Source organism: Neobacillus piezotolerans (assembly GCF_003362805.1).
Classification (GTDB): domain Bacteria; phylum Bacillota; class Bacilli; order Bacillales; family Cytobacillaceae; genus Bacillus_D; species Bacillus_D piezotolerans.
The window spans coordinates 251,881-275,592 of the sequence record NZ_QNQT01000004.1; the positions used below are offsets into that span (position 1 = coordinate 251,881).

25 protein-coding genes and 1 riboswitch are annotated in these 23,712 nt (G+C 47.2%); of the genes, 14 read left to right on the forward strand and 11 right to left on the reverse strand.

The features are described from left to right. Positions 1-212: 212 nt before the first annotated feature. Complete coding sequence (locus DRW41_RS12175; RefSeq protein ID WP_115452273.1) at positions 213-1,361, forward strand: trans-sulfuration enzyme family protein; 1,149 nt, start codon at positions 213-215, stop codon at positions 1,359-1,361. Positions 1,362-1,519: 158 nt separating this feature from the next. Then, positions 1,520-2,254 carry a CBS domain-containing protein gene (locus DRW41_RS12180; protein WP_115452274.1) on the forward strand — a complete coding sequence of 245 codons (735 nt, stop codon included), beginning with the start codon at positions 1,520-1,522 and terminating at the stop codon, positions 2,252-2,254. Positions 2,255-2,511: 257 nt separating this feature from the next. Here the strand turns inward: DRW41_RS12180 and DRW41_RS12185 are convergent, their stop codons facing one another. Then, complete coding sequence (locus tag DRW41_RS12185; protein ID WP_115452275.1) at positions 2,512-2,928, reverse strand: DUF1360 domain-containing protein; 417 nt, start codon at positions 2,926-2,928, stop codon at positions 2,512-2,514. A 157-nt stretch (positions 2,929-3,085) separates the two neighbouring features. Between DRW41_RS12185 and safA the strand changes: the two genes are divergently transcribed. From safA to DRW41_RS12215, 6 genes are all read left to right on the forward strand, one after another. Next, on the forward strand, positions 3,086-3,697 hold the full coding sequence (gene safA / locus DRW41_RS12190) for a SafA/ExsA family spore coat assembly protein (RefSeq protein ID WP_115452276.1): 612 nt from the start codon (positions 3,086-3,088) through the stop codon (positions 3,695-3,697). A gap of 178 nt (positions 3,698-3,875) precedes the next feature. After that, positions 3,876-4,226 (forward strand): lmo0954 family membrane protein, encoded by a 351-nt coding sequence (locus DRW41_RS12195; protein WP_115452277.1) that lies wholly within the window; start codon positions 3,876-3,878, stop codon positions 4,224-4,226. 21 nt (positions 4,227-4,247) lie between these two features. Then, positions 4,248-4,892, forward strand: a complete 645-nt coding sequence (locus DRW41_RS12200) for a PspA/IM30 family protein (RefSeq protein WP_115452278.1) — start codon at positions 4,248-4,250, stop codon at positions 4,890-4,892. A 222-nt stretch (positions 4,893-5,114) separates the two neighbouring features. After that, complete coding sequence (gene liaF / locus DRW41_RS12205) at positions 5,115-5,849, forward strand: cell wall-active antibiotics response protein LiaF (RefSeq protein ID WP_115452279.1); 735 nt, start codon at positions 5,115-5,117, stop codon at positions 5,847-5,849. Next, on the forward strand, positions 5,846-6,892 hold the full coding sequence (locus DRW41_RS12210) for a sensor histidine kinase (RefSeq protein WP_115452280.1): 1,047 nt from the start codon (positions 5,846-5,848) through the stop codon (positions 6,890-6,892). Before liaF ends, DRW41_RS12210 begins: the two co-directional genes overlap by 4 nt. Further along, positions 6,885-7,517, forward strand: a complete 633-nt coding sequence (locus DRW41_RS12215; RefSeq protein WP_115452281.1) for a response regulator transcription factor — start codon at positions 6,885-6,887, stop codon at positions 7,515-7,517. The genes DRW41_RS12210 and DRW41_RS12215 overlap by 8 nt, the downstream gene beginning before the upstream one ends. Positions 7,518-7,762: 245 nt before the next feature. Here DRW41_RS12215 and DRW41_RS12220 read toward each other — a convergent pair whose 3' ends face one another. Both DRW41_RS12220 and DRW41_RS12225 read right to left on the reverse strand, forming a co-directional pair. Further along, positions 7,763-8,479 (reverse strand): TrkA C-terminal domain-containing protein, encoded by a 717-nt coding sequence (locus DRW41_RS12220; protein WP_115452282.1) that lies wholly within the window; start codon positions 8,477-8,479, stop codon positions 7,763-7,765. A 76-nt stretch (positions 8,480-8,555) separates the two neighbouring features. After that, entirely contained in the window at positions 8,556-8,819 is a 264-nt protein-coding gene (locus DRW41_RS12225; protein WP_115452283.1) for a YbyB family protein, read from the reverse strand. A gap of 181 nt (positions 8,820-9,000) precedes the next feature. Between DRW41_RS12225 and DRW41_RS12230 the strand changes: the two genes are divergently transcribed. Next, positions 9,001-9,948, forward strand: a complete 948-nt coding sequence (locus DRW41_RS12230; RefSeq protein WP_115452284.1) for a magnesium transporter CorA family protein — start codon at positions 9,001-9,003, stop codon at positions 9,946-9,948. A gap of 62 nt (positions 9,949-10,010) precedes the next feature. On the opposite strand, the gene DRW41_RS12235 is transcribed toward DRW41_RS12230, so the two are convergent. The 5 genes from DRW41_RS12235 to DRW41_RS12255 all read right to left on the reverse strand — a co-directional run bounded on the left by DRW41_RS12235 (position 10,011) and on the right by DRW41_RS12255 (position 16,093). After that, entirely contained in the window at positions 10,011-10,646 is a 636-nt protein-coding gene (locus DRW41_RS12235; RefSeq protein WP_115452285.1) for a Bax inhibitor-1/YccA family protein, read from the reverse strand. Between the two features lie 160 nt (positions 10,647-10,806). Next, positions 10,807-11,211, reverse strand: coding sequence for a large conductance mechanosensitive channel protein MscL (gene mscL / locus DRW41_RS12240; RefSeq protein ID WP_115452286.1), 405 nt, complete (start codon positions 11,209-11,211; stop codon positions 10,807-10,809). 260 nt (positions 11,212-11,471) lie between these two features. Further along, positions 11,472-12,704, reverse strand: a complete 1,233-nt coding sequence (locus tag DRW41_RS12245) for an aminopeptidase (protein WP_115452287.1) — start codon at positions 12,702-12,704, stop codon at positions 11,472-11,474. 470 nt (positions 12,705-13,174) lie between these two features. Further along, positions 13,175-14,764, reverse strand: coding sequence for a M20/M25/M40 family metallo-hydrolase (locus DRW41_RS12250; protein WP_115452288.1), 1,590 nt, complete (start codon positions 14,762-14,764; stop codon positions 13,175-13,177). A 15-nt stretch (positions 14,765-14,779) separates the two neighbouring features. After that, positions 14,780-16,093 carry an MDR family MFS transporter gene (locus DRW41_RS12255; protein ID WP_342771993.1) on the reverse strand — a complete coding sequence of 438 codons (1,314 nt, stop codon included), beginning with the start codon at positions 16,091-16,093 and terminating at the stop codon, positions 14,780-14,782. A 122-nt stretch (positions 16,094-16,215) separates the two neighbouring features. Here DRW41_RS12255 and DRW41_RS12260 point away from each other — a divergent pair, with 122 nt between their 5' ends. Both DRW41_RS12260 and DRW41_RS12265 read left to right on the forward strand, forming a co-directional pair. Beyond that, a complete protein-coding gene (locus DRW41_RS12260; protein WP_115452290.1) occupies positions 16,216-17,421 on the forward strand; it encodes a hypothetical protein in 1,206 nt (401 codons plus the stop codon). 14 nt (positions 17,422-17,435) lie between these two features. After that, entirely contained in the window at positions 17,436-17,801 is a 366-nt protein-coding gene (locus tag DRW41_RS12265; RefSeq protein ID WP_115452291.1) for a YkvA family protein, read from the forward strand. A gap of 191 nt (positions 17,802-17,992) precedes the next feature. Here the strand turns inward: DRW41_RS12265 and DRW41_RS12270 are convergent, their stop codons facing one another. Next, positions 17,993-20,080, reverse strand: coding sequence for a DNA topoisomerase III (locus DRW41_RS12270; protein WP_115452292.1), 2,088 nt, complete (start codon positions 20,078-20,080; stop codon positions 17,993-17,995). A 393-nt stretch (positions 20,081-20,473) separates the two neighbouring features. On the opposite strand from DRW41_RS12270, the gene hutH reads away from it, so the two are divergent. After that, complete coding sequence (hutH, locus tag DRW41_RS12275) at positions 20,474-21,991, forward strand: histidine ammonia-lyase (protein WP_115452293.1); 1,518 nt, start codon at positions 20,474-20,476, stop codon at positions 21,989-21,991. A gap of 85 nt (positions 21,992-22,076) precedes the next feature. Here hutH and DRW41_RS22990 read toward each other — a convergent pair whose 3' ends face one another. Next, positions 22,077-22,250 (reverse strand): hypothetical protein, encoded by a 174-nt coding sequence (locus tag DRW41_RS22990; protein ID WP_181884527.1) that lies wholly within the window; start codon positions 22,248-22,250, stop codon positions 22,077-22,079. Positions 22,251-22,430: 180 nt separating this feature from the next. Between DRW41_RS22990 and DRW41_RS12280 the strand changes: the two genes are divergently transcribed. Beyond that, a complete protein-coding gene (locus DRW41_RS12280; protein WP_115452294.1) occupies positions 22,431-22,805 on the forward strand; it encodes a DnaJ family domain-containing protein in 375 nt (124 codons plus the stop codon). Positions 22,806-22,846: 41 nt separating this feature from the next. Here the strand turns inward: DRW41_RS12280 and DRW41_RS22995 are convergent, their stop codons facing one another. Next, a complete protein-coding gene (locus tag DRW41_RS22995) occupies positions 22,847-23,014 on the reverse strand; it encodes a hypothetical protein (RefSeq protein WP_181884528.1) in 168 nt (55 codons plus the stop codon). A 419-nt stretch (positions 23,015-23,433) separates the two neighbouring features. Next, positions 23,434-23,523, forward strand: a riboswitch (cyclic di-GMP riboswitch). Positions 23,524-23,553: 30 nt separating this feature from the next. Here DRW41_RS22995 and DRW41_RS12290 point away from each other — a divergent pair. After that, complete coding sequence (locus DRW41_RS12290) at positions 23,554-23,691, forward strand: anti-repressor SinI family protein (RefSeq protein WP_115452311.1); 138 nt, start codon at positions 23,554-23,556, stop codon at positions 23,689-23,691. Positions 23,692-23,712 lie beyond the last annotated feature (21 nt).

Below are 23,712 nucleotides of genomic sequence, written 5' to 3' on the forward strand. Positions count from 1 at the left end.
TTGTACCGGATAACTGCGCTTTTGCAATCTGCAATTCACTTTATTGTTCCCTTTCCGGGGAAAATAAACCAAATTGGCTGCCGAGTTTTCTCTATATGATATCTTTTGACAATTTAAAGAATTTAGAATTGCGTTGACTCACTATCCTCCGGCTGATATACTCACCCTCATACTCTGAATAAAAGGATATCTTATAGAAGAAGGTGGCTTAAATGGCAAAGGAATTCGAAACAAAAGTGTTGCATGGGGACAAAAAAGGCAACAGGGAGATTGCAAGCAAGGCCACGCCAATTTACCAGACCTCGGCGTTTACATTCAAGGATTTGGACGAGCTTGAAGGTTTTTATGAAGGCAATGGGCGCTATCTGTATTCAAGGGTCGGAAACCCGAATACGGATGAGCTTGGAGACGCGGTTGCCAGGCTTGAGGGCGCGCCTGCCGGATTGTCGGCTTCATCGGGATTGTCGGCTATCCTTGCCGGAGTGCTTGCGGTGGTTAAAAGCGGCGAACATATCATCGCGGCAGACGATGTGTACGGCGGCACCTACCATATGCTGAAGGAAGAACTGAAAGACTTTGGCATTGAGACTACGTTTGTTTCATTTACGGACCTTTCCAACGTTGAGAAGGAAGTGCGAGAAAACACCCGGTTGATTTATACGGAATCGATTACGAATCCACTTCTTCGCGTCGAGGACCTCGAGGCCGTTATTTCTTTTGCAAAAAAGAAAGGCCTGCTCACGCTCGTGGATAATACGTTTGCGACGCCGCTGCATGTCCGCCCTTATGAGTTTGGCGCCGACCTTGTTGCCCACAGCGCGACGAAGTATATCGGCGGCCACAGTGATGTTACCTCAGGGGTTGTTGTGGGAAGGGAAGACCTAATTGCAAAGGTTGCGGGGAAAATCGTCAATCTTGGAGCCAACTTGAGCCCGTTTGAAGCGTGGCTGACTTCCCGGGGGTTAAAAACGCTTGCCTTGCGAATGAAAGCCCAATCTTCCAATGCGAGAATGCTAGCTCTGGCGCTAAAAGATAACGCCGATGTTAAAAGAGTGTATTATCCATTCGAGAATGGCAAAGAAGGCTATGGCGCGATTGTAACAGCCGAGCTTTCGGATAAGGTGGATATGAATGCATTTTTCCGGGCGCTATCCTGGATTAAAATCGTACCGACACTGGCTGGAGTAGAAACAACGGTTTCCCACCCTGAAGTGACTTCACATCGGGCGCTGTCTACTGAAGCCCGTGCCGCGCTCGGTATCAACCGCCAGGTCGTCCGCATTTCGGCCGGAATCGAGCATGCGAATGACATCATCCGCCAGTTTGAATCAGCAATCAAAGAGTCCGTTAAAAGGAAATAAAATGTAAGGGCCACGCACCAGCCCAAAAGGCCGGTGCGTTTTTTATTGTCACGAAAGACCTATAGGGTTCCTGATACGCAAAAACTGCCATGTTTCAGAATCACCTCCGGGTTGGTAAATAAGTAATGGGAAGCTAGAAATTTTAAGGAGGCCAGCCAATGGCTCATAATCCAAAAGAGATAAAAAGGCAAAGAGAGAGATCCGAACGCTTTGAGGTGGCGTTCAACCAGATCCATACTGAATTAAAAAAACTCGAGAAAAATGCCGATACGGACCATTTCATCGAGCTGCTCCATAAAGTGAAGAATAGGCATGCGCCCATCCGCCGTTATTTTGACGATTTAAAAAGCTATGCAAGGCTCCGCAACGCGCTTGTTCATGAAAAGAGCCGGAAAAATTTCTATATCGCCGAACCCCATCCCGAGGTCGTTGAACAAATAGAAGCAATCGCTGAATTCCTGCGGGTCCCACCGTCAATCCTGACGGTCGCTTCAAAGCCGGTCAAAACCTTCCAAGCGGATGAAGATGTCAGGGATGCGCTTTTAGAGATGGAAAAACATGAATTTACCCAGTACCCGGTTTATCGGGGAGAGAACTTTAAATTCCTGATGACTGAAAGCGGGCTAAGGAGCTATTTCGCGAGCAGGCTGAAAGGCTCCGAAATCGACCTCGCCGGGCAAAAGCTGAGCGATGTCCAAAAGCATGAAAAGACTAATACGGTTAAGATTGTATCCAAGGATATGAACATCTTCGAACTCCAGGATTTGTACGACTCGCGTCCAGAGCATGAAAACAAGCTGGAGGCCGTCATTATTACGGAAAATGGCTCCCAAAAGGAAATGCCAATCGGAATCGTTTCCTCGTGGGATTTGATAAAAATGGATACGGACTAAATGGCATACTTCAGGATGCTGCCCATTCCTTTTTGAGCAGGTAAATGACTGCCAAGTTAATCTTAAAAACATCACGGCCGAACCATCATTAGCTGTGAAACAACACCTGTGAAACAAGAAAATTCGGGTGGTGCCAGGCACTGTTCGCATTTTTCTCCCGTGAAACACCCTGTGAAACAAGATTTTTCGGGGAGTGACAGGCACTGTTCGCATTTTCATATAAAAAACTCGCCACGGTTGGCGAGTTTTTTTACGTGTTAGCCTTTCGGATGTTCCTTTGGCGGGCCGACATCAGGGGTTTTGCTTTCATGCTCCTTTGCCGAATAGTAGGCGACCTTTTTGATGTTGACACCAACAAATGTTTCAATGACGGACTGCCCTCCGGCAATAGCGAGGATCAGGCCGAGGACAAGGAATGCTTTTGGAAAGAGCAGATAGCCTCCCCCAAGGAAAATCGCGCTCCAAATGCCCGCGCACCAATAACAGTTAAGCAGGTAGCCAAACATGTTTTTCGGGACGTCTTTAACCTCGCTCCCATGCGAAGTCTTGATCTTTTTCTTTTTCATGAATGGCTTGCGGATAAATTCTGTGATTTTATCAAAAACAATCAAGTGGGTCAGGCGGTAGCTCGCCAGAATGAGGACAATCAGTTCCAGCCACGTTAGGTTTTCCATGTTGCGCCTCCTGTAAAAACTTTCGATAGTAGTCTTCCCAAATACGAATGAGGGTACAGTACCTGTTTTCCCGCCCGTCCAAAGAATAAGCCCTATGACCCTCTTTCTCGGTATATTTTTGTGAAAAAAACACAATCTATCCCGAGGAGGCGATAAGATGAAAAAAGCTTTATTGATTTTACTTGTGTTAGTCATGGCCATTGTTGCAGTACCGGGGATTTCAAGCGCACAGACAACCCATACAGTTGTCCGCGGGGATACACTTTGGAAAATTTCCGTTCGATATCATGTGGGGCTGTATGAATTGATTAGGGCAAACCCGCAATTTAAAAATCCGAACCTTATTTATCCCGGCCAAAAGGTAACCATTCCGACAATTGGCGCGAAGTCGGTTGAACAGCAGGTTATCACCCTGACAAATCAAGAGCGCGCCAAACATGGGCTTAAGGCGCTTGCGCATGATTGGGAGCTCTCCAGGGTGGCGAGATATAAGTCAGTCGATATGAGGGACAAGGGCTATTTTTCCCATACGAGCCCTACGTACGGTTCACCGTTCACAATGATGAAGAATTTCGGCATTGCCTACAGGTCTGCCGGTGAGAATATCGCGGCTGGGCAAACAACCGCGGCGGAAGTAGTCCGGGCATGGATGAATTCACAGGGCCACAGGGAGAATATCCTGAACCGGGGCTATACGCATATCGGCGTTGGCTATGCGGCAGGCGGTTCCCAGCGCCATTACTGGACACAGATGTTCATTTCGAAATAAGATTAATTCCGGCATCCGCTTTCCAAAGCGGGTGCTTTTCTTTTTTTAAAAAAAGCCAGTCATACCGCTGGTCCGAGCGTGTCCTCCGCCTCAAGTCCTAGATGAAAATCTGGCTAGAGCACGTTATTGAAAATTCTGCTTGAAGGTAAGATAGAGACATGAAAGGAGAGGAAATGAAATGAAGAAATTTGGTTTACTCGTGGCGGGAGGAATCGCGGCCATCGTCTTGTTATCGACAATCGGTCCGATCGCCGGAATGGTCATCAGCCTGGCAATTCTGTACTTTGTGATTAAGCAGTTCCTGAAGACAAAATCGACGGCGGCGAGGATTGGCCTTGGCATCCTTGGTTTGATCGTTCTGTCGGCGGCGGCAAGCAATGCGCCTGCCCTGTTCGGAATCGCGGCGGCGTATGTGCTGTACCTCGTGTACAAAAACTGGAATGAAGCAAAGTATTCCGAACCCGTTACAGAATCGGACCCATTCGTCAACTTTGAAAAGCAGTGGAACGACCTGCATAAAAACTACTAATCGTAAGGGAGAGAAAAGAAAATGGCAAACCTATTTACTAAACTAAAAAACACAGTGATGGCGGATCTGCACGAAGCGTTGGACCAGAAGGAAAGGAAAAATCCAATTGCGATGCTGAACGAGTATCTTCGCCAGTGCGAGAAAGAAACTGAAAAAGTAAGGAAGCTTGTTGAACGGCAGCATGCATTGAAGGAGGAATTCACACGCGAATTCCACCTTGCAAAAGATATGGCCGCAAAGCGGAAGCATCAGGGGGACATTGCCTCGAAAGCTGGGGAACTAAGCCTTCAGGAATTTGCCGAACGGGAATTCCTGCAATACTCCGAGCGCGCAGCCCGGCTGGAAGAAGCGATTGCCCATGCCACAAGGCAGCACAATGAGCTTGAATCGAAATACGAGGAAATGAAGCACAAGCTGAAGGATATGAATATCCGCCGCCTGGAACTGATGGGACGGGAAAATATGAGCAGGGCCAATCACCGTATCAGCCAGGTGGTTGAAACGGGCGAACTGAAATCGGAAAACCGTTTCCGTGAAATCGAAACCTATCTTGATTCGATCGAACATGATGCAAATAACAACTATATACGCAGCACAATCGATGTAAGGATTGCCCAGCTAGAAAAACAGCTGAAAGACCAGGATGGACTGCAAAACGCGCAATAAGATTGGCTGGTAGATGCAAGGGAATGCGACTACAATAGAAATCTGGGGCGGATCCGGGAAATCTCTGGGACGCCCTATTTGTAAAATAGTGGAAGTTTGCGGAGGCAGCCCCTCCCAATTCGCAATTATATATATGTTAAAGACAACCACCAATGGTAAATGATATTCTAAAGAGGGCGCAAAGATTTATAGAACAGAAGCGGCTTTCGGGGAGGAAGAAGAATGGATAGGAAAATGACTGGGGACTACATGGGCTGGCTCATTTTTGGAGGCGGAATCATACTTTTATTGGAAATCGCGTTTTTTAACAGCGGCCTTGTTTTTTCCATTTTCCTGTCTGTGGCGTTGATTTATATCGGCAGGAAAAAGTCTCCTTCCAAATTTGGAAAGTTCCTTTTCTGGATAGGGATTGCCGTTTTAATCGCGAGCCTGATGAATATGATTACACTGAAATTAGTGCTGATTGGGATGCTCGTTATGGTTTTCATCCAGTTCATCCAGTCGAAAAAGACACCGAAGCGGATTGCCCCGGCCATCGAAGTACCCAATCCTGAGGGCGGGCCAAGACAAATGGCCAGGACAAAACCGCTTTTTGAAAATATATTGTTTGGACAGCAAAAGACCCCGGGCCATGTTTATGACTGGAATGACATCAACATCCAGGCGGGGGTTGGCGATACGACCATTGATTTAAGCTACACCGTTTTTCCAAAAGGGGAGACGGTCATCTTTATCCGGAACTTCATCGGCAATGTCCAAATCCTTGTCCCATATGAGATGGAGGTCAGCATAAACCACTCGGTGATGGCGGGATCCACGACGATTTTCGGCGAGGAGGAAGAGAAGGTTTTTAACCAGGTCTATCAGCTCAAAACAGCCGATTATGATGAATCAATCCAGAAGGTTAAAATCTTTACATCATTAATCGTTGGGAATCTCGAGGTGAGCCGGATATGAGCGCTATCCAAAGGCAAGTCATCTGGAGCCTCGGGTTCGCCTTCGTTTTGATGGGGATTGGTTCAGTGGCTTTTTTTGTCGTTTTTCCGATTTCCGACTTGTCTCAGCTTTGGGAGAGGCAGCTGATGGGCATCCCGTTCATCATTTTTTTGCCCGCGTCAATCGGCGCATTTGGAATTTTGTTCGGCTTGATTTCCGGAGTTTTTTGGAAATCGCAGCTTTCCCTAATCGGACAGTCGCTTCGCCAGATTGAGGAAGGCCATCAAGCGGAATTCAAGGATGACTGTACTATATATGAAATGCAGGAAATCCATGAACGGTTCCAAAAGCTGAATGCCCAGCTGTCGGAAAAAGCAAAGGTATCTCAACGGCTCGCCACCGAAAAAGCCGAAGAGCAGGAAGTAAGGATTCAGGAAATCATCTCCCAGGAGCGAAACCGGCTTGCCCGCGAACTTCACGACTCAGTGAGCCAGCAGCTTTTCGCCGCTTCAATGCTTATGTCGGCCGTCACCGAAACGAGAGGGGAAGAGGAAGGCCCTGAAGCCAAGCAGCTGAAGCTTGTTGAAGGGATGATCCATCAGTCCCAAATTGAAATGAGGGCGCTCCTGCTTCATCTCCGCCCGGCGGCATTGAAGGGGAAATCGCTTCAGGAAGGTATCGCTGAGCTGCTTAATGAGCTTTCACAGAAGGTAATGATGGACATTGCCTGGAGGGCGGAGGACTTTCCGATGGATAAAGGAGTGGAGGACCATCTGTTCCGGATCCTTCAGGAGTCGGTCTCGAATACGCTCAGGCACGCGAAAGCAAAGTCACTCGAGGTGCTTTTGATCAAGAGGGATGGGCTTATAATCATGCGAGTTGTTGATGACGGGGTAGGATTTGACGAAGAAGACAGGAAAGCCGGCGCGTATGGGCTGCAAAATATGCATGAGCGGGCGCTTGAAATAGGCGGGACGCTGAAGATCGTTTCTGTAAAGAATAAAGGGACGCGGCTTGAAGTGAAGGTTCCGGCTGTGTCGAATGGGGATGGGAAAAATGATTAAAGTTGTATTTGTTGATGACCATGAGATGGTTCGTATTGGTGTATCATCCTATCTAACCGCGCAGCCGGATATCGAGGTGGTTGGCGAAGCGGACAACGGGAAACGCGGCGTCGAAATGGCGCTCGAACTGCGGCCAGATATTATCCTGATGGACCTTGTGATGAAGGAGATGGATGGAATCGAGGCGACGCGCCAAATTATCGAGCAATGGCCAGAGGCGAAAATCATTATTGTTACTAGCTTCCTTGACGACGAAAAAGTGTACCCCGCCCTTGAAGCGGGTGCGACGAGTTATATGCTAAAAACATCGAAGGCAAGCGAAATCGCCAACGCCGTCCGGGCTACATATGAGGGCCAATCAATTCTGGAACCGGAAGTTACCGGGAAAATGATGCTCAAGATGCGCCAGAAAAAAGAACTCCTGCCCCACGAGGAACTCACGGAACGGGAGATGGAAATTCTGCTGTTGATGACGGAAGGAAAAACGAACCAGGAAATTGCCGACGACCTATTCATCGCGTTAAAAACAGTAAAAACCCATGTCAGTAATATCCTTTCCAAACTTCAAGTCCAGGATCGGACACAGGCCGTCATCTATGCATTCAAGCACAACCTTACGAAATAGCAGGGGTGGGAACCTTGATTATTAGAAGATAGAAAAGCTTCCGTTCTGGAGATCGGAGGCTTTTTTTATATGGAGGAGGCCTATTTTATTCAACAGGTTCGTAAACCATAATTAGGATCATAATACCTTAACTAGGTCCATAAAACTCTAACCTGGTTCATATATCTATCGAACAGGTTCCTAAAAGCTAGGAAATGCTAGCCTTTTGCTATCAATAGCTAGAAGGTTGGCCGCACATAAAAGAATCATTTCATGTGGGATTTCGCTTCTGAATGTTCCTCTAGTTTTTCATTATGCGCGTTGATTTCCGAAGCGAACTTTTCCTTGAGAAGTGATTTATCCCCGTAAAGGATCAGTTGGTCGCCAGCCTGGATTTTTTCCCTGTGCCGCTCGTGGCGGATGGCTACATCTCCCCTCCTGATAAACAATATGTTGATATCTTCCTCAGATTTGATCTTATCATTCAGTGTATGCCCAATCATATCCGATTCCTCGTGAATATGGATATCGACAAAGTAATCATCGTCATTATGCAATAGGACGTCTTTGATTGGAAGGTCTTCGAGTTTAAAGTTATGTTCCAATTCTTCCTCCAGCTTGGCAGAGAGCTTTTTTTTCAATAAAGGGAGTTTAAGGGTGGCCAAAAGCAGGACGAGAATTCCGGCTATAATGCCGAGTTCGGTTATATGAAAATTTTTCTGGAGAATGCCGCTGATAGCGGAAATGATAACAGCAAGGGAAAATGCCCCAAACAATATTAGGAATGAGCCGAGCCTCCTCCTGATTGGGTGGGAAATAATCAGCTCGGATTCACCGGTAGTAAAACCAGTACTTGTGAGCATGGAGATTACCTGGAAGCGGGCAATAGGTGATTCTAACCCTGTCAGGACAAATAAGGTCGTACATACTTCCACTACGAGCAATATAATCCCGATATAAATTAATATAAATAAATAACCCATCGCGATTTCCTCCGCCTGCAGATTGATTAGAACCAAGCGTCCAATTAATCAACAAAAAGCCTAAAGGAAGGCTCCTTTAGGCTTTATCCTGCTCGTTCTGGTTGTAATAATGGACTCCATACTGCGACCCTTCGCTAACCATTTTGTTGTCATCAAGGTCCATCGGATCGGAGAGGCCCGCTTTTGCGACAACAGGCTCATTGCTGCTTTTCCCAAATGGAAGCTTGCTTGCAACGTTATTAACCATTTCTTTCATGTTCATTTTGGATGGTTTTAACGCGTACCATAGGAGTGCCCCAATTCCAGCGCCGGCGACCATATAGCGGGTATTCTTATTCATGCAAGCCCATCTCCTTTTCGTATATTCTCTCTTGAGAGTGTAAGTTTTATTTACCCGGTGGCCAGTCCGAAAAAACATTCCTGCCCCTTTCCGTGTAAAAAAGTTTTGAAATGGCTTCCTGGGGGGATGTTTTAAATAGAGCTAATTGCCTTTTATTGAATGGAATGGGATGTGGCAGTAAATGAGACATGTATTTAAAAACGGGGCTTGGGAGTGGCTGGAGTTTCCGGAATCCGATACTGCCGGAATCAGGAAATTTGCCGAGGAAAAGCGCCCCTATAATATAGATGAATGGGCAGCTAAAATACCGAAGATGAAAACGAATAATATCATGGTCGATACATTTCATAAGGGAGAGGAATGGTTGGCCGGAACGCTCGTCTTTAAACAAAGTTTAACGGATAAGGAAGACTATCACTATTTTCATTTTTTTGTCGCGGAAAACTTCATGATTACCAGCGGCCTGGATTTTGATGTCTTTGGAAAAAAAGATTACAACCTTCTTAAAGAACAAATGGGCCATGGAGAAAATGCCCTTGAAGGCTTTTCTGTACTGATTGGGGAAATGACGACCAGCAGCCTTCTGGAAATCGACCCATTTGAGGTAAAGCTCAATGACCTTTTTTGGAAGGTAAAAAAAGAGAACAGTACCGGGCTGCTAGAGAAAATTTATCATGCCCGCCATGAACTGCTTGTCCTTAAACATCTGATGATTCCCCTTCAGGAAATAAAAATTGCCATGGAAGAAGCGTTTGGGGAAAGGGCTTCAGGAAAACCTGAATACAAAAGAACGTCCCTGAAAATTGAACGGGGATTTAATATCGCCAACGAATACCAGACTGAAATTGATACACTCATTAAACTCGAGGAAGTCGTTTCATCACACCGTGGAAATGAAATTATGAAAACATTGACTGTCCTGACTACACTGTTTACCCCAATCACCGCGCTTGGAGCTTTATGGGGAATGAACTTCCGGAACATGCCGGAGCTGGAATGGAAGTACGGGTATTTGTTTGCGATAGCATTGGTTGCCATTTCGACCCTTATCCTCTATATTGTCCTGAGGAAAAAAGGCTGGTCAGGGGATATTTTACGAGGGAAAAAGCGGAATTCCTTCTTTAAATAAGCAAAAGGCAGGCCCGGGGGAAGGCCTGCCTTTGCTATCTATTCAAAAAGGGGGAACTCATATTAATCGTCGCTCGACAAAATGCCGAATATGCGCAGCAAATTGATGAACAGGTTGACGAAGTCCAAATACAGGTTAAGGGCCATAAGCGGAACTTCTTCAGCCGTAACGCCATAATGCTTCATTCTATTAAAATCAAACAGGATGTAGCCGCTGAAAACAAGGACGCCGACGAATGAGAAAGCGAGCATTCCAGTCGAGCTAAGCGGCCAGATCAAATTGAAAATTGAAATCGCGATAAGTGCGAGCAGGGCTGCCATCAGCATGCCGCCCATCCAGGAGAAATTGCGCTTTGTCTTTGTCGCGTAAACGCCGATTCCGGCAAAAACGACCGTTGTTGTACCTAGTGCAAGAAAGACGACTTTGCCGCCAGATTGTGCCATGTAGTGGTAAATGATTGGGTATGTGGTTATACCCGAAATGAACGTAAAGGCATATAGGAATGTGTAGGAAATCGTCCGCTTCTTGCGAATCAAAAATGCGAAAAGCAGCATGCCGATTTCAAGGATAATTAGTGGCAGGAATAATGCCGGTGGAACGTATACACCAGCCATTGCGCCAAGGAGCGCGAACGCGATCGACATCGCGAAAGCCCTCATTACGGATGGCAAATGTTCCGTGCTGGTTTGTACATACATCAGTTCTTCACCTCATAGTTTTTTTGGTATAAATGTTGTACGGACGGGATGATTTGAAGGTTTCAATTTTTTTGAAAAAAATGTGATTTTATTAGCAGTGCCAGCCTGTAAAAAAAGACCTTTTGTAATGAAGTTTACAAAGGTTTTAAAAAGGAAAATGCTAGCCCCTGTCCGCTGATTGCTTTGCCTGGTCTTTGAGAAGGTCCCGGATTTCCGTCAGCAGTTCCTCGGTTTTATCGACTTTCTCTTCAATTTCCTGTTCCTCCTCTTCTTCATGTTTATGCCTGAAGTGTTGGATGATCTTTATAAAAAGAAAGATCGAGAAAGAAACAATAAGGAAGTCGACAAATGATTGAAGGAAAATTCCGTAGAGGACCTCGGCGTCTCCAACTTTAATTTTCAAGCCTTTAAGGTTGATCCCTCCCATTAGCAGGCCTATGATCGGCATCAGGATATCTTGTACGAGCGAAGTGACAATTTTTCCAAAAGCCGCTCCGATGATGACCCCGACAGCCAGGTCAAGCACATTTCCTTTCATTGCGAATTTCTTGAAATCTTGTAGCATTCCATATCCCCCGTTTTAAAAATGATATGCCTACTTTACCAGGAAAACAGGGAGTTGTCACCGTCTTAAACATAAAAGGAGAGGCCCACCTGCCCGTATAAGTAATGATAGGAATTTAGGAAAAGCTTAAAGTTTATAAAAAAACAGGCCGAGTTTGTTCAACCCCGCCTGCCTTTTCAATCGAACGTTTGATTGATTTTATGAAGTCATGCTCATTATCATGGGATAAACCATTTTCGATCAAACGTTTGATCAATTAGTTAAATGGCCCAGTTTCCGCCGCGGAAGACTGGTTCTGATTTGCCGTCCTCGGTAATTCCATCGATATTCATTTCGGCGGAACCAATCATGAAGTCCACGTGGGTAAGGCTTTCGTTCAGCCCTGCTTCTGCAAGCTGCTTGGCAGTCATTGTTTTGCCGCCTTCGATGCAAAATGCGTACGCGCTTCCGATTGCCAGGTGGTTTGACGCGTTTTCATCGAAAAGTGTGTTGAAGAACAATACATTTGACTGTGAAATTGGCGAGTCGTAAGGGACCAGCGCCACTTCGCCAAGGTAATGGGAGCCTTCATCGGTTTCCACAAGCCTTTTCAGGATTTCTTCGCCTTCCTCGGCTTTTACATCGACAATCCGGCCATTTTGGAACGTCAGGCTGAACCTGTCAATGATGTTCCCGCCATAGCTGAGCGGTTTTGTGCTTGAAACGACTCCGTTAACGCCGGTTTTAAGCGGAACGGTGAATACTTCCTCCGTTGGCATATTGGCCATGAATTCAAAGCCTTTTTCATTGATGCTGCCGGCTCCGACCCACAGATGGCCGTTTGGAAGCTCGATTGTCAAATCTGTGCCGGGAGCTTTGTAGTGAAGGAATTTAAAGCGCTTGCCGTTCAGGATACGGACCTTTTCGTGGAGGGTCTCGTCATGATGTTTCCACGCCTGGACCGGATCTTCCGAGTCGACGCGTACAGCTTTGAAAATCGCATCCCAGAGCTTTTCAACCTGCTCGGATTCCGGAGCATCAGGGAATACTTTGGCGGCCCATTCGCGGGAAGGGACGGCAATTACTGTCCAGCTAACTTTATCGGACTGAATCATCCTCCGGTAGTTGGCAAGAGCCTGTCCGGCCGCTTTCTGGAAGCTGGAAATCCGCTGCGGCTGCACACCCTTCAGCAAATCTGGGCTTGAAGAAACGATCGACATGAATGCCGCACCATTTTCGGCAAGCTCTTCTGTTTCCTTCGCCCGCCACTGTGGGTACTCATTGAATACTTCCTCTGGGGCGAGTTCATACTTTAGGCGGGATACGGTATCATCGTTCCAGTTGACGACGACATTGTATGCGCCGGATTCATATGCTTTTTTCGCTACAACCCTGACAAATTCGGCCGCGTCAAGCGTCGCATTGATAACAAGCGTCTGGCCTGGCTGGACATTCACCCCAACTTTGACCGCAAGCTCCGCGTACTTTTCCAATCTTGTTTGAAAATCATTCATCGTATGTACCTCTCTTCCTGTTTCATCCTCCTCAGTTTATCGTTTTTTTGGAAAAAAAAGAAATAATATACACGCGGGTTTTCAAAAAATTTTAGCTAAAAAAGGCAAACGAAAAGCAGCAGGCTCCGCCTACTGCTCGATATCACTGTACAATTTTATATTTAAGTAAATCCCCCAGGAAAACAGCGATGCGAATGCGATGATCCCTGACAAGGAGGTAGGAGACATCCAATCCATCATTTTCACCATCCCAACATGGTTAAGTATCTGTTAACTCGAAGTATACGCTCATTTTTTAAACAGTTCAATTAAAAGTTCACCAATTTTTCACAAAAGAATATTGACAAAAACCTTTAAAAACCGCAAGTGCCCCTGGAAGCGCCCAATGGCAGGGGAAGGCTGCCGAAAATTATAAAAAAGAAGGCAACCCAAAAGTGGATTGCCTAAATTAATCAAAATACGCCCCTGCTTCACTTGGATAGCCGAAAAGCTTGCTGGACAAGTTTTTCGAGGAGCTCGGGAAGCGTGCTGAATGAGAAGCCGAGTTCAAGCCGTTCTGTTTTCTGGTGCGGGTCAGCTCCGTAGGGACCGAGGTTGAATACTGGCATATCGAGTTTTTTGATTGAGTCAAACGGGATCGAATACCCTTGGCCATAGAGCGGCATATTGCCGGCGAGAATCCTGGCATCCTGTTCCGACATGGACGCTGAGGCATAGCTCAAGTCGCAAAGGCCGGGAAAAAAGCCTCGTTCGATAATTGCTTCATTTTCTCTTTTCACAAAAGAGGCAAGCAACTGGATGAATTGCGAATTCCTGGATGAAACAGCCGGGTAGAATGGAGGGCTGAAATAAAACACGATACAAGGCCTTGAATCCACAAACCCTGAAAACTCCTGGACGATCCTCAGAGTCTTCCCGCGTTCATCCTCCCCGGTGGCGGCAGCAAGCGCGGAGGCAATCAATTGTTCGGCTCCTTCAGCCCCAATCGAATACACTCCTTTCGCATACAGCTCGTCCCATGTATAAACGGCAATATTAAAAGGCAAACCGTGCACACCGGCTTCTTCGGCTCTTGATTGGTAGAGATCTACAATCTTTCCGGCGGCCTTTTTGGTTACCGCCAAAATCCCATTGGCCAATTCTTCAGGCTTTTTTTCCATATACAGAAGGTTATACATCACTACCGCTGAGGTTGGCGTCTGAACATTGTAGCCCGCTTTCAAATCCCGCATCATCAGGTTGGTAAGTGCTGGGGTGCGCTCTTCGCCAATCGTTTCGGCGAAGTTGCTGTTCAGTTCAAACTCCATCGTCAGCGCGGCCGCCATTAGTGAGGCGTTCAGGCCGGCGAATGGTTCCCCGACATGCGTTTCCTGGCCGATACATAAAAAGCTCGGCATCATTTTCCCAATCGTTCCGGTATACATGTATTTGTTTGTATCATGCGGGTGTTCTTTAAATGATGGCTCTGAATTCAGGCAAAGGATGTACTCAAGCCCATGTTCTTCTTTCAGGCGAAGGATTTCATCAATCGCTTTCAACATTCCCTTTGAGCTGACTTCCTCATCCGAAACGGTAACGAACAGGAGATTCCCATCAATTTTACCTTCCGCGGCTTTTTCCAGAAGGGATAGCTGCGCAACGATGCCTGCCTTCATATCCATTGAACCCCGGCCGAAAACCCATTCGCCGGACTGGAACTCTTCCCGGAAAGCGTCCGGAAGCAGCCCGGGATCATTATGGTAAAACTCAGTCAGTTTTTCCATATTGAACGCAAATTCCTTCAGTTGCCCATAATCGTCAACCCCGACGACATCGAAGTGGCTGATCATCACTATTGTCTTCTTTGACCCCTTCTTTTCCACAAAAGCAGAGAGGAATGAACCGTCTTCCGAATTATGGACATTCAGATGATGGGCATTCTCCTGGAAGTAGGGAAGTTTTTTCAGCTCAAGCGCGAGCAGATCAGGGAAAATCGCTTCTGATTCAGTCCCGGTTATGCTGGGAATGCTGACGAGCCGCGCCAGTAGATCCGATAATTGAGGTTTTGTTTGCCAAAACATGTTCTGGTCCTCCTTTTAGCCTGTAACCGCTTTTTGCTTATCATATATCCTAAAGGTCAACCAGTACAGCACAGCGCTTAAAAGCGACAGGAAGCCCAGGGTGGCGAACGTCCAATTATAGCCGATCCACTCGGTCAGCGGTATTGACAGGGGGGCGATCGTCCTGCCGATTGTATAGCGGAGGCTGGCCGCGGCGAAATATTGTCCGCGCAGGTGTTCAGGGGCAAGCTTTGAAACAAACCCTTGCTGGACGCCAGCTGTCGCAAGTTCCCCGAGGGTAAAGATCGCCATTGCAAAAATAAGTCCCCAAATCCACACGGTCTGCCCAAACAGAACAATTGAAATCGCGAATAAAATGGACGAAGCGATGAATACATGCTGTTCCTTATATTTTGTCACCCACCTTGTCACAAAAACTGTAAACAGCGCGACAAGCAGCCCGTTTTCAGAAAGAATCAGGCCAAAAGCCTGTTCCCCGTTCACCTTGAAAGCCCAGTCCCCAAAGCTCAGGACAGTCTGTGTCCCGACAAATTCCTTCATGTAAACAGGGAACAGCAAATCGAGCTGCATGAACGTCTGCGCAACAACAATCCCGGCGATGATGAACAGCAGGAAAATCTTATCGGACATGATGACTCCATAATCTTTGAACTGGCCCACGATCGCTGAATGCCAGCTGTTACGGCGGGTTTTGGCATCAGAAGATGCTGATGGCCTTGTTTCCCGAATCCATTTTAAAAGGACAAATGAAAGCAGGAGGCCGATGAAACCCGAAACAAGCAGCACCTCGAAAGGGTAGCGGACGAAAAAGATCGATCCAAGGATCGGCCCGACAACGACCGAAATATTAATCGAGGTGTAAAACACGGCGAATACTTCGCTGCGGTCTTTTTCAGGAACCAAATCCGCAACCATCGCCTGGCTGGCAGGCCAGTAAAACGAGCCAAATACCCCTGCTAGCGCGAAGCAAATAAAGCCGAGCATCGGGGAATCGAGCCACGGCGACTGGGCCATTCCAAAGACGAGAAAGGACAATCCCTGGCCCGCCGCGGACAGGACCATCATCCTTTTCCGGCCAAACCGGTCCGCGCAATAGCCTCCGATCAAGTTAGCGGCAACCGAGAATATTTGTGAAAAGACGAGCAGCAGCCCGGCTTTGCTTTTTCCGAATTCCTCGGAAAAATAGATCGCCAGGAACGGGAAGAACATCCAAAACATTGTATTAAAAGACGCCTCGGCTGCGAGCCGGATGCGCAAATTCGTATCCCAATCTTTAAGTCTCATGGTAAATCTCCATTTCTTTTTAACAGTGGACAGCTTTTTAATCATACTATCCTGGAGGAAGAAATTTCAATAATGGATTCGTTGCATACTATAATTGTATTGGCGAAAGGTTTTTCCATGAAGAATAACGAACTATACTTTTGAATGAAACAAGAGGGGGGATTTCCGTGGATAGCACGATCGACCGGATAGCAGAAGACTTGAGGCAAACGAGCCCGGAAGAAATATGGCCAGGCTTTCAATATGTTGCGTTCGCGCTTTATAATGATAAGGACGTTTTTTTGTTCAATCATCCAAACTATCCTGCGGGAGGTGAAAAGCCTTACTGCGTGTTGCCATGGACGGATTCGTTCATCGCTGAAACGATAATCCTTTTTGAAGGGCATCCAACCGCGATAGCCAATCTATCAATGCATGACAGCTATGAAGGGCTCTTTTCCACCGTGGTCCACGAACTCTTCCATGGCTATCAATATAGTAAAGGGGAAAAACGGTTTCCGAATGAACTTCTCGGAATCATGTACCCCATCCTGGGGGAAAATGTCGAGGCGAGGATTCAGGAGAGGCAAGCGCTCTATGAAGCATTCATGGCGGACAGCATGGACCTGAAGCGTGAATTTATCGGTCGTTTTATAGCACTTAGGGAAAAGCGTTCGGAACTGATTGGAGAAGCACTCGATTACGAAAACAAAATTGAAACCGTCGAAGGGCCAGCCATTTATATCGAAGCGAAGGCAAAGTCGCTCGTAAGCCCGATTCCATTTGATAAAGTTCTCGAACACTATGCGGATTTCCTCAAAGAACCTTATGAATCTTCCTTCCATTTGCGCAGAAGCTGCTATTATACGGGAATCTTTCTATGTTTGATCCTCGACAAAGTTTCACCGCGCTGGAAGGAATCTTTCATGGAATCCGATAAGACGTTATATGGTATTTTAAAAGAAGCCTTGCATGGGATGGGACTTCCCGCGGTAAAGTTATCTGTAAGCGGGGAGAGCAGGGGCATTGTCCAGGAGATTCTTGAAATAAGGGAAGAGGAATTCAACCGTTTTTATCAAAAGCCCGGGTTGCGCGTCTGCATAAAAGGAAATATGGCGGCTAAAGGCATCGACCCGATGAATATCTTCAGGCATGGGGAGAAGTTGTTGCATAACCATTACCTTAAAGCGGCGATCGGCCAAAAGGATTACCTCATCCAGCAGCCAGTGGTCGCGGTCATTAAAGAGGATTATCGCCATATAAAAGAGCTGCATCTTATTTCGGATGCCGCGCCCGTCGAAATGAAGGATGCACTCGTCCTGGCTGGCATCGGCGAAATAAAAGGGACTTACAGAAAACAGGGGGATATCCTTTACCTATACCCTGAAGAATAGGCAGGAATGAATATATGCAAAAACTGAAGCAATGGGCAAGACATCTAAAAAAGCAAATAATGATTCTTTATTTCGCGGTACGGGACCCCAGGATGCCGTGGCATGCGAAGCTAGTGGCGGCCATGGTTGCCGCATATGCGCTAAGTCCGATCGACCTGATTCCCGACTTCATCCCAATCCTAGGATACCTCGACGACGTCATCCTGCTCCCCCTGGGAATCTGGGTAGCCTTAAAATTGATACCTGAGGAACTCAGGCGGGAAGCAGCTATAAAGGCGGAAAGCGCAAAAAGGCCGGTCAGCAAGTTGGGGGCGGCCTTTATCATTTTACTATGGGCCTTGGGAATCGGCGCGGTTTTGGCTGCGCTGTTTTTAAAATAGGGACAAGCCTCCCAAGGAGGGCCTGATGCGCTTATGCGTGCCAGGCCCTTCTTTTTGATGGTCTATTCAGTAACAGGACATTCATAAAGGCCCTGAAGACCGTTTCACATTGAAACGGTTTTCCTCTGGGAATTAGTTGAATGTGAAGGACGTTTCAAATGAGAAACCCGGTCAAAACGGTCTTCATATAATTAATCTTCTTTCTCCAAAGCCTTTTTAAGCAGGTCACCGAGGCTTGTTCCGAAATCTTCCTTAGCTGTGTATTTCTGAACAAGCTTTTTCTCCTCGCGTTTGTTGACTGCTTTTTTTCTTTCCTCGGCTTTTTCTACGACATTGCAGGTTCGACATTGGAAGTACATGCCCGCTTTGCCATTATGCATCTCCATTTTCTTATGGCATTGTGGGCAGCGGCGGTTCGACAGCTTTGGATCCTTCCGCTTACGGTAGGAGCAGTCGAGGCTGGAGCATACGAGGACTTTGCCTTCCTTGGTATTCCGTTCCTTCAGGAATGAGCCGCATTCCGGGCATTTCGAACCCGTCAGGTTTGGCGGTCGGTACGATTTGTCGCTTGTTTTGATCTCGGAAACGAGCAGTTTTGTTTGTTCGCGGATTCTCTTGCCGAACGCTTTCGCATCCCCTTTGCCTTTCGCGATTTTCTCAAGCTCATCTTCCCATTTTGCGGTCAGCTCTGGCGATTTCAGATCATCATTGACAAGTTCGATCAGCTGCTTGCCTTTTCGGGTAGGGTGGAAGCGGCCGTTCTGCCTCTCTACGACTTCCGTTTCGACGAGCCGCTCAATGATTTCGGCGCGGGTTGCCGGCGTGCCCAGGCCGAATTTTTCCATCTGTCCAAGGATATCGGACTCGGAATATCGGGACGGCGGCTCGGTCCATTTCTGGTTTATGTTCGCGGAGGAAACTGCCAGCGCCTGGCCCACTTTTAACGCGGCGACGGCCGGCTTTAGCGGTACAGTCTCTTCCTTGCCAAGAACCCTTTTGAAGCCCGCCTCAATCGTTACTGTCTCTCTAGTCGTGAACGTTTCTCCCGCGGCCGCCACTTCAAACGAGATGGTTTCGTACTCGTACGCCGGGTAGAAGAGCGTGAGAAATCGGCGGACGATAAGGTCGTAAATTTTCCGCTCATCCGAATCGAGCTCGGACAGGTTCGGCCGCTCCTCGGTCGGGATAATCGCATGGTGGTCGGTCACCTTCGCATTGTTGAAGACCCGCTTGGCGAGGACTTGGCTTTTTCCCAGTACAGGCCGAGCCTCTTCCTTGTAAGCGCCAGCGACTCCGCCAAGGCGGTCAGCCATCGTTGCTTCCATGTCGGTAGTCAAGTAGCGGGAATCGGTCCTTGGATACGTAACCAATTTGTATTGCTCGTACAGGCGCTGCATCGTGTTCAGCGTCTTTTTAGCGGAAAAGCCAAAACGCTTGTTAGCGTCCCGCTGCAACTCGGTCAAATCATACGGGAGCGGCTGCGGCTCGGATTTTGTTTTCCTTTCAATCTTCACCACTTCAGCTTTGGCATTTCTTGCTTTACTGGCTATCTCTTCTGCTCTCTGCTTATCAAAAATGCGCTTCTCGCCGTTCTTTTCCCATTCAAGCGAGAGCGGCCCCGAATCAAGGGAAATCGTCCAGTACTCCTTAGGCTGGAACTTCTGAATCTGATCCTCGCGTTCAAGTACCATCGCCAATGTCGGCGTCTGGACGCGGCCAGCGGAAAGGGGATCCTGGTATTTCGTTGTCAGGGCCCGGGTTACATTCAAACCGATCAGCCAGTCCGCTTCAGCGCGGCAGACAGCTGATTCATAAAGGCTTTCGAACTGGGAACCAGGTTTCAGCTGCCGGAAACCATCCTTGATCGCCTTGTCGGTTTGGGATGAAATCCACAGCCGCTTAACGGGCTTTTTCCAATGGATTTTTTCAAGTATCCAGCGTGCGACCAGCTCTCCTTCACGCCCGGCGTCTGTCGCGATGATAACTTCTCCGACATCTTTCCGCTTGGCAAGGTTCTCAATTGCCCTGAACTGGTGGCTTGTTTGCTTCATGACCTTGATGCCCATTTTATCAGGGATGATCGGCAGGTCCTCGAGGTTCCAGTTCTTGAATTTTGTATCGTAATGTTCGGGCATCTTCAATTCCACCAGGTGGCCAAGCGCCCATGTCACAATGTATTTATCGCCTTCCATATAGCTTTTAGATGAATGCCTGCATCCAAGCACCCGGGCAATTTCGCGCCCCACGCTTGGCTTCTCGGCAAGTACCAATGATTTCACAGTATTCAATCCTTTCATTCAGGCTGGCAATTCCGGCTGACCGGCTGGCCTTTTACAAGTATACCGGAAAATGCGGGATTTTTGAAAACTAGATGAACGGGGTGAAGAAAGATCCTCTGACTTACCAAAAAACGAATCATTATCCTTAAAAGTTAATAGATGACCCAAAAAATCATGAGGAGTAATCGAAAGCGAGATGGAAACTTTGGATTGACATGGAAGCTCAGCACGCATACAATAAAGGTAATTATCGTTATTTTCTGAAAAACAAGGATGATTCCGATGAAAATAAAACATTTCGCAGGCATATACAAAAGGCTGGACCCCAAATCTTAACAGGTTTGGACGTCCAGCCTTTTTCTTTATCCTGCTAAATTGGTAGAGGTGAGAATGATGATTACATTAACAGGAAACACATTGACGCTCGCGGAAGTAAAGAAAGTCCTTTATAACGGGGCCTATGTGGCAGCATCAAAGGATAGCATGGAGAAGGCGGAGAAAAGCAGGCAGGCAGTCGACCGGATTGTCGCCGAAAAGAAGGTCGTCTATGGAATCAATACAGGGTTTGGCAAGTTCAGCGATGTGCTGATTGACCAGGCCAATGTCCGGGACCTGCAGCTAAACCTCATTCGTTCGCATGCGTGCGGCGTTGGGGAACCGTTCCCTGAGGTTGTTTCAAAAGCGATGGTTCTGCTAAGGGCGAATGCATTGCTGAAAGGTTTTTCCGGAGTGCGTCCAGTCGTGATTGAAAGGCTTATCGATCTCGTAAATACCGACATTATTCCCGTTATTCCCCAGCAGGGTTCGCTTGGCGCGAGCGGCGACCTAGCCCCGTTGTCCCACCTGGCGCTTGTCCTGATTGGTGAAGGGGAAGTTTTTTATAAAGGAATCCGCATGAATGCGGCATCGGCGCTTCAGCAAGAAGGGATTGTGCCAATTACGCTTGAGGCGAAAGAGGGGCTTGCCCTTATTAATGGAACGCAGGCGATGACAGCGATGGGAGCGGTCGGCTATCTTGAAGCCGAGCAGCTAGCCTTCCAAAGCGAACTGATTGCCAGCCTGACAATTGAAGGGCTGACTGGAATCATGGACGCATTCGCGGACGAAATCCATCAGGCGAGGGGATATGAGCATCAAATTGAAACAGCCGCAAGAATCCGCACGTATCTGAATGACAGCCAGCTTACGACGAAACAGGGAGAACTGCGCGTCCAGGACGCCTATAGCCTCCGCTGCATTCCACAGGTTCACGGCGCATCCTGGCAGGCGCTTGACTATGTTCGTGAGAAACTAGAAATCGAATTGAACGCGGCGACTGACAATCCGCTCATTTTCCATGATGGCGAAATGATCGTCTCGGGCGGAAATTTCCATGGACAGCCGATTGCGCTCGCTATGGATTTCATGAAAATCGCCGTTGCCGAGCTGGCCAATATTTCGGAGCGCCGCATTGAACGACTCGTCAATCCGCAGCTGAACGACCTGCCGCCGTTCCTTAGCCCGGAACCCGGCCTTCAGTCAGGCGCGATGATTATGCAATACGCTGCGGCCTCGCTCGTTTCGGAAAATAAAACACTGGCCCATCCGGCTAGCGTCGATTCGATTCCATCATCCGCAAACCAGGAAGACCATGTTTCAATGGGGACAATCGCCGCCCGCCACGCCTGGCAAATCGTCCAAAACGCAAGAAGGGTTTTAGCAATTGAACTAATCTGTGGCCTGCAAGCCGCTGAATTCCGGGGTCCGGAAAAATTAGCCACTGCGACACGCCATATGTATGAAGAAGCAAGGGAAATCATCCCGAGCATCACCCATGACCGTGTTTTTTCAAAAGACATCGAAGCGGCCGCTGTCTGGCTGAAGCAAGCGGAGTTTGCCGAGGCCCTGCTCCCGAAAGAAGAACAAGTGTAAAAATGCCAAATTAATAAAAAAACGGTTCCGCCAACTGCGTAGGAACCGTTTTTTATATATAGCCTGAAAACGAACAATGGGCTTGCTAATGGAACCTGTTCCCGTCCCCTTGCTCGACGCGGTTTTTAAACGCTTCTCTGACGACCAGGAACTCCTCATCGCCAATTGCTTCCTTTACATGCTTTTCGGTAAGGCTATCCTGAGGGAACTCGCCAGGATGCCCTTTCTTTTTGTGCTCAAATTGTTTGCCGCGGCCCATATTGGCACTCCTTTCACATTCAGCTGGTTTCACGAGGTTAGTTTTCCCTGCTCTTGCTGGTTTATGAAAAAGAAACACCGCTTCGACAAAGGGTTTATTCGATGATGATAGTGGAAAAATGGTATACTTATAAGAACATCAGGCGCATCCATACACATTCCCATTTGAGGAGGAAACAGGGTGGATTATTTTCAAATCATATCGGAAGACCGGATTAAAAAGGCTTATGATGATGGTGAATTCGAAAATTTGCCCGGATTCGGCAAACCGCTGCCGCCGGACGATCTGGCGGGTATTCCGGATGAATTGCGGATGGCATACCGGATCCTGAAGAATGGTGGATATACGGAAGAAGCAAAAACCCTGCGCCAGGAAATGGTCTCGCTTGAAAGCATGATTGCCCAATGTACCGATGATAGCGAGCGCGCCTCCATGCAAAAAAAGCTCAACCAGAAGCTCCTTAGGTACAATAGCTTGATGGCTAAACGAGGGGCTAAAACAAACTCATCCGTATTTAAAAACTATGGAGAAAAAGTGCTAAGGAAATTAACATAAAGTGAAAGGGACCTGCCAGCGCGGCGGGTCCCAAATCAATCCTATATCCCTGTTTGAATTTTCATTGGCTGTTTATCAGCCTGGTCCTCCGCGGGAGTTTCAGATTCCTGTAGGGCGGGGGCGGGCCTGCACATCCGATCTAGTAAAAAGCCAAAGAAAATCATAAACGCAATCGGGATTGTGTAATTTAAAATATGGATAAAGATCAATTCAATCCCTCCCAACTACCAATATGAAGTTTTCTGCATTTTCATGTTGTTTATATTATATTCAACGGAAGAAGAAAATTCAAAGAATATTCACAATTTTCGTACAACACTTTTTGAAAAGCACGGCCAAATTTCCCCTAAATATTGAATGGTTCATTCTCTTAAAAACATTCTTTCGACAATTTTTCTTCAGCTTTTTTAACATGATAAGAAAACAAGAGAAAAAAATCCAAAATATGCTGAATTATCTGAATATTAACTGTAGATTTTTGTATGAATTTATTGGGATTTTATGGTTTTTAAAAGACAAAATCTAACAACCTCCCCCAAAAGAACTATCTATAATGGATTTAGAACTACTACTTAAGTATGTATCCATGTTACTAAAAATAGAGAAGAGGGATTGTGCTTAGGTACATAACAGAAAAAGGCAAACCGCTTGAAAGGGCGGGACGCAAAGCTTCAGGTCTTCTGCAGTAACGTTGTGCAATGACGGCTGGGCTGCCTGGAATACGAAATCGTATTTTAGGGGTGAGGAAGTGCAAGTTAAAGAAAGAGGTTGTGAGGGACTGGATCAGGAGTGGATCGCACTTATCATGGAGGCAAAAGAGATAGGCCTCGAATCGGATTTGGTCAGAGATTTCCTGAGCAAAAACGACAAAGCAGCACTGAAATGATTGCTTTAGCTCAAAAAAAAA

Bases quoted from the DNA above. Each gene is read 5' to 3' on its own strand.
- DRW41_RS12265 (WP_115452291.1), top strand. From the start codon at position 17,436: ATGCAAAAACTGAAGCAATGGGCAAGACATCTAAAAAAGCAAATAATG.
- DRW41_RS12215 (WP_115452281.1), top strand. From the start codon at position 6,885: ATGATTAAAGTTGTATTTGTTGATGACCATGAGATGGTTCGTATTGGT.
- hutH (WP_115452293.1), top strand. From the start codon at position 20,474: ATGATTACATTAACAGGAAACACATTGACGCTCGCGGAAGTAAAGAAA.
- DRW41_RS12180 (WP_115452274.1), top strand. From the start codon at position 1,520: ATGGCTCATAATCCAAAAGAGATAAAAAGGCAAAGAGAGAGATCCGAA.
- DRW41_RS12175 (WP_115452273.1), top strand. From the start codon at position 213: ATGGCAAAGGAATTCGAAACAAAAGTGTTGCATGGGGACAAAAAAGGC.
- DRW41_RS12235 (WP_115452285.1), bottom strand. From the start codon at position 10,646: ATGTATGTACAAACCAGCACGGAACATTTGCCATCCGTAATGAGGGCT.
- DRW41_RS12220 (WP_115452282.1), bottom strand. From the start codon at position 8,479: ATGGGTTATTTATTTATATTAATTTATATCGGGATTATATTGCTCGTA.
- DRW41_RS12210 (WP_115452280.1), top strand. From the start codon at position 5,846: ATGAGCGCTATCCAAAGGCAAGTCATCTGGAGCCTCGGGTTCGCCTTC.
- DRW41_RS12245 (WP_115452287.1), bottom strand. From the start codon at position 12,704: ATGAATGATTTTCAAACAAGATTGGAAAAGTACGCGGAGCTTGCGGTC.
- DRW41_RS12255 (WP_342771993.1), bottom strand. From the start codon at position 16,093: ATGATTAAAAAGCTGTCCACTGTTAAAAAGAAATGGAGATTTACCATG.
- DRW41_RS12230 (WP_115452284.1), top strand. From the start codon at position 9,001: ATGAGACATGTATTTAAAAACGGGGCTTGGGAGTGGCTGGAGTTTCCG.
- mscL (WP_115452286.1), bottom strand. From the start codon at position 11,211: ATGCTACAAGATTTCAAGAAATTCGCAATGAAAGGAAATGTGCTTGAC.
- DRW41_RS12195 (WP_115452277.1), top strand. From the start codon at position 3,876: ATGAAGAAATTTGGTTTACTCGTGGCGGGAGGAATCGCGGCCATCGTC.
- DRW41_RS12200 (WP_115452278.1), top strand. From the start codon at position 4,248: ATGGCAAACCTATTTACTAAACTAAAAAACACAGTGATGGCGGATCTG.
- DRW41_RS12250 (WP_115452288.1), bottom strand. From the start codon at position 14,764: ATGTTTTGGCAAACAAAACCTCAATTATCGGATCTACTGGCGCGGCTC.
- safA (WP_115452276.1), top strand. From the start codon at position 3,086: ATGAAAAAAGCTTTATTGATTTTACTTGTGTTAGTCATGGCCATTGTT.
- DRW41_RS12225 (WP_115452283.1), bottom strand. From the start codon at position 8,819: ATGAATAAGAATACCCGCTATATGGTCGCCGGCGCTGGAATTGGGGCA.
- liaF (WP_115452279.1), top strand. From the start codon at position 5,115: ATGGATAGGAAAATGACTGGGGACTACATGGGCTGGCTCATTTTTGGA.
- DRW41_RS12185 (WP_115452275.1), bottom strand. From the start codon at position 2,928: ATGGAAAACCTAACGTGGCTGGAACTGATTGTCCTCATTCTGGCGAGC.
- DRW41_RS22990 (WP_181884527.1), bottom strand. From the start codon at position 22,250: ATGGGCCGCGGCAAACAATTTGAGCACAAAAAGAAAGGGCATCCTGGC.